At 74.3% G+C, this 4,694-nt stretch carries 4 protein-coding genes; 2 read left to right on the top strand and 2 right to left on the bottom strand.

Annotation, left to right across the window (positions count from 1 at the left end):
- Positions 1 to 369: 369 nt before the first annotated feature.
- Positions 370 to 1,575 (bottom strand): acetyl-CoA acetyltransferase, encoded by a 1,206-nt coding sequence (locus ACFWU6_RS09055; RefSeq protein ID WP_383979672.1) that lies wholly within the window; start codon positions 1,573 to 1,575, stop codon positions 370 to 372.
- A gap of 289 nt (positions 1,576 to 1,864) precedes the next feature.
- On the opposite strand from ACFWU6_RS09055, the gene ACFWU6_RS09050 reads away from it, so the two are divergent.
- Both ACFWU6_RS09050 and ACFWU6_RS09045 read left to right on the top strand, forming a co-directional pair.
- The gene (locus tag ACFWU6_RS09050) at positions 1,865 to 3,265 is read left to right on the top strand and encodes an acyl-CoA dehydrogenase family protein (protein ID WP_383979668.1); all 1,401 of its coding nucleotides are present in this window, start codon (positions 1,865 to 1,867) and stop codon (positions 3,263 to 3,265) included.
- Positions 3,265 to 3,750 (top strand): nitroreductase family deazaflavin-dependent oxidoreductase, encoded by a 486-nt coding sequence (locus ACFWU6_RS09045; RefSeq protein ID WP_383813173.1) that lies wholly within the window; start codon positions 3,265 to 3,267, stop codon positions 3,748 to 3,750. Before ACFWU6_RS09050 ends, ACFWU6_RS09045 begins: the two co-directional genes overlap by 1 nt.
- A gap of 61 nt (positions 3,751 to 3,811) precedes the next feature.
- Here ACFWU6_RS09045 and ACFWU6_RS09040 read toward each other — a convergent pair whose 3' ends face one another.
- On the bottom strand, positions 3,812 to 4,459 hold the full coding sequence (locus ACFWU6_RS09040; RefSeq protein WP_383813171.1) for a TetR family transcriptional regulator: 648 nt from the start codon (positions 4,457 to 4,459) through the stop codon (positions 3,812 to 3,814).
- Between the last annotated feature and the right edge of the window lie 235 nt (positions 4,460 to 4,694).

Raw genomic sequence — 4,694 nt, 5'->3', positions numbered from 1 at the left:
CGGGCGCCGCCACGGGGCGCACTTTCACCGGCGGTCTGGCCGGCAGCCCGCCGGGCTGGCAGTACTGACGCCCCGCCCGGTGGCGGGCGCCGCGGACCGGTCCGCGGCGCCCGCCGAACCTTCCTCCGGCCCGCTGGCGCGGTTGGACGGTGACCTGGGTGACGGGGCGGACGGTCCGGGGGATGTCGCACGGCGCCCGCGGGGTACGCCGACGAAGCGCGCAGTGGACCCGGACGAGGGGCGCCGGCGGCGCACTGGAGTCACTCCTGGCGGACCGTGCACCTGACGGCCGACGGCGACCTGCTGCTCGTCCACCACGACGGGCAGGTGCTCGGGGAACTGCCGGTGAAGACGCTGACGCTGGACGCTTCAGCAGCGGCCGAGCAGGACGGTTCCCGAGGAGCAGAACCAGCCGCCCGTTCCCGAGGCCAGCGCCACCTCGGGGAGGCGGCCGCCCGCCTTCAGGACCTGGCCGGCGCCCGCCTCGCCGCGCAGCTGGCGGACCGCCTCGACCAGCAGGAAGAGGCCGCGCATGCCCGGGTGGCAGGCCGAGAGGCCGCCGCCGTCGGTGTTGACCGGGAGTTCACCGTCGCGCAGCAGGCGGCCCTTCTCCACGAAGGCGCCGCCTTCGCCCTTGGCGCAGAACCCGAGGTCCTCCAGGGTGACCAGGGTCATGTACGTGAAGGCGTCGTAGATCTCCGCGAGGTCCACGTCCGCGGGGGTGAGCCCGGCGCGTTCGAAGGCCAGGCGGCCCGAGACCGCCGCCGGGGACACCGTGAAGTCCTCCCACTCCGACATGGTCGTGTGCGAGACCGAGGCGCCCGCCCCCAGGACCCACACGGGCGACTTCGCGGTGTCCGGTACGTAGTCCTCCGCCGCCAGCAGGACCGCGCAGCCGCCGTCGGAGCGGATGCAGCAGTGCAGCTTGGTGAAGGGGTCGGCGATCATCTCCCCGGACAGCACCTCGTCCACCGTGATCGGGTCGCGGAACATCGCGTCCGGATTCGTGGCGGCGTTCGCCCTGGCCTGGACGGCCACCGAGGCGAGCTGCTCCAGGGTGGTGCCGTACTCGTGCATATGGCGGCGGGCCGCCATCGCGTACTTGGAGACCAGGGTGGGGCCGTACGGGACCTCGAACTGCAGCGGTCCCCGTGCCCCGAAGGAGAGGTTCGCGGTCCGGCGGCGGGCCTTGATGTCGGCCCGTGCGGTGGAACCGTAGACCAGCAGGACGGCATTGGCGTGCCCCGCGGCGATCGCGTCCGCCGCGTGGGCCGCCATGACCTCCCAGGTGGAACCGCCGACCGAGGTGGAGTCGACCCAGGTGGGTCGCAGGCCCAGGTACTCGGCCACCTCGACCGGAGCGAGGACGCCGAGGCCGGCCGAGGCGAAGCCGTCGATGACGGAGCGGTCCAGGCCGGAGTCGGCCAGGGCGCGCCGGGCCGCCTGCGCGTGCAGGGCGTAGGGGGTGGGGCCGTCCACCCGGCCGCAGTCCGAGAGCGCGACGCCGACCACGGCGACCCGGCGGCGCGGTGCGGGAGAGGGCAGGGGGCGGGGCTGTCCCGTCGGTCCAGGCATGGGGAGACGGTATATCTGACGGGTCGTCAGGCGCTAGGGCGCGGGCGGCAGGGGTGGGGCGGGCGGTGCATGCGCGGCGCCCTCGGTGGGGTCCCGCGCCGGATGTCCGTAGGTGCGGCGTGGCGGCTCGTTTCCCGCGCCCGGGGTGGCCGCTGACCGCTCCCGGGCGCGGGGGGTCCCCGCCCCGGCCCGCCCCGCCCCGCGGGAAGGGCCCGGCGTCCGCCCCCTGGGCATCTGGCGCCGTCCGGCCTAACATGACGCCCCGTCAGATACGGGGAGGAGCCCGACGATGGATGCCGCCTTCACCGCGGAGCAGCACGAGATGCGCCGCACCCTGCGCGAGATCCTGGGCAAACGCTGCGGGCCGGACGAGGTCAAGGCCGCCGTCCGCACCGCCGCCGGATACGACCGCGGCCTGTGGCAGCAGCTCGCCCGGCAGCTCGGGCTGCCCGGCCTGGCCGTCGCCGAGGAGTACGGCGGTGTCGGCTGCACCACCGCCGACCTGGCCCTGGCCTGCGAGGAGGCCGGGCGGGCGCTGCTCCCCTCGCCGCTGCTGGCCACCGCGGGCCTCTGCATACCGCTGATCACCGCGCTCGGTACCGCAGCCCAGCGCTCCGAGCTGCTCCCGCCGCTGGCGGCGGGCGGGCTCACCGCCGCCCTCGCCGTCCCGGGCCCGGCGCTCGCCGCGGCCCTCGCGCTCACCGGCGACGACACCGCCGGGGCGTGGGCGGGCGGCGGCCGTGCCGGCGGGGTCCAGGCCCGCGCCGAAGCCACAGCCACAGCCACAGCGGAAGCCGACGGCAGTGCCGACCGTGCCGACCGAGCCGACCGTGCCGACCGTGCCGACCGTGCCGACCGTGCCGACCGTGCCGACCGAGCCGACCGCGCCGACCGCGCCGACCGCGCCGACCGCGCCGACGGCGGCGACAGCCCCGGCTGGCGGCTGTACGGGGAGGCGGCCCAGGTCCTCGACGGCCACAGCGCCTCCGTGCTCCTCGTCGCCGCGCACACCGGCGGCTTCGCGCGCGGCCGCATCCTGCTCTTCCTCGTACGGGAGGACGCGCCCGGCCTCGTGCGCTCGCGGCAGTCCGTACTCGACGAGACCCGCCCCCAGGGCACGATCCAACTGCGCGACGTCCCGGCCCGCCTGCTGGGCGGCCCGGACGCCGACGTGCTCGGCGCCCTCGCCGCCACCGGCCGCACCGCCTCCGCCGCGCTCGCCGCCGAGGCGGTCGGCGCGGCGGACCAGGCTCTCGCCCGTACCGTGGAACACGTCCGCGGGCGCGAGCAGTTCGGCCGGGCGATCGGCTCCTTCCAGGCGGTCAAGCACCGGCTCGCCGACCTCTACGTCCGGATCCAGGCGGCCCGCTCGGCGGCCTACTACGCCGTATGGGACCCGGCGCAGGGCGCCCTCGCCCTCGCCCAGGCCCTGGAGGCCCTGCGGGTGACCGCGGGCGAGGCGATCCAGCTGCACGGCGGCATCGGCTTCACCTGGGAGCACGAGGCACACCTGTACTTCAAGCGGGCGGCGGCCGACGAGCTGCTGTTCGGCCCGGTCCACCGGCTGCGCGCCCATGCCGCCCACCGGGCCGGGCTCTTCACCCCGTCCACGGAATCCGGGCAACGGTCCCGGCAAGAGCCCGAGCAGGACTCCGAGCACGACTCCGAGCAAGAGAAGGTGGCCGTCTGATGACTGTGGCTTCCGGCGTCGGCGTCAGGCTGATGCAGAAGGTCTCCTCGACCCTGCTGTTCGCCAAGATCGCCCCGCACGTCATCCCCGCCGTGGACAAGGCCGTGCACAAGCTGACCCGCGGAAAAGTGATCCCCAGCGCCCGGATGCTGCCGGGCGTGATCCTCACCGCCAAGGGCGCCGTGACCGGCGAGCCGCGCACCACGCCGCTCGCCTGCATGCCGGAGGACGGCGGGGCCGCCTGGCTGCTGATCGGATCCAACTTCGGCCGGCCCGGGCACCCGGCGTGGACCGGAAATCTGCTCAAGCACCCGGACGCGGACGTGAGTTGGAAGGGCCAGGACATCGCCGTACGGGCCCGGCTGCTGGAGGGTGAGGAGCGCGCGGAGGCGTGGCGCGCCGCGCTGGGGTTCTGGCCGCCGTACGCGACGTACCAGGCGCGCATCGAGCGCGAGATCCGGCTGTTCCGCCTGGAGCGCCGCTGATCGCGCGCGTCCGCGGCGCGGGGCCGTCCCGGGAGCGGCGGGCCCTGGGAGGGGTCCGCCGCTACTTGGTCGGCTTCTTGCCGGTGATGCCGAGGTGGACGAGGAGGGCCAGGTTCGGCTTGAGCTCGGCCTGCTTGACGCCCCAGGTCTGGAAGCCCTTCTGGTGCGAGGCGACCGCGGCCAGCATCGCGACCAGGGAGCCGGCCATCGCCGCGGGGCTGACGTCCTTGTCGACCTTGCCCTTCGCCTGGAGGTCCTTCACCGATTCCGTGAGGGAGTTGGTGACGGAATTGAGGATCTTCATGCGGATCTTGTAGAAGCGCTTGTCGCCTTCGGCCGCGCCGAGGTCGACGACCCGCAGGATCGCGTCGTTGCGCCGCCAGAAGTCCAGGAAGCCCTCGACCAGCTCCTCGGCCGCCGCCCAGCCGGCCTTGCCGACCCAGGTGCGGCCCTCGACCAGGGACGTCAACTGCGCGCCCTCGGCGGCCATGTGCTCGGCGATCTCCAGGACGGCGCCCTCGACGTCCGGGAAGTACTGGTAGAAGGTCGCGGGGGAGGTGCCGGCCTTGCGGGCGACGTCGATCACCTTGACGTCGCGGTACGGCGAGGAGCTGAGCATCTCGCTGAGGCAGTCGAGCAGCTTCTGCCGCGTCGCCTGGCCGCGCCGGCCGGCGACACGCCCGTCGACGGTGCGTACTTGTCCTGTCATGCCGTCAGCTTACCGAGGGGTGATCGGCGCGCTATTCGGCCGCCTGCAAATGGGGTCCGGGGGGCCGTGGCCTGGGCGGACGCCGGTCCTGAGAGGGTGTGGGGTCGAATTTCGGCCCGTGCTGCCCGGCGCGGTCCGGGTGGCGGGCCCGGCCCCGGCGGCCGGGGGCCCCCCCCCCCAACCCACACAATAACCCCCAAAAATTTATAAAAAAACAGTTGTGAAAATTTAGTGC

It is taken from the genome of Streptomyces sp. NPDC058674, assembly GCF_042716505.1.
In the GTDB taxonomy this organism is placed as follows: Bacteria; Actinomycetota; Actinomycetes; order Streptomycetales; family Streptomycetaceae; genus Streptomyces.
Note: the sequence above shows the minus strand (reverse complement) of the source record. Positions and strands in the feature narration are given on the sequence as shown.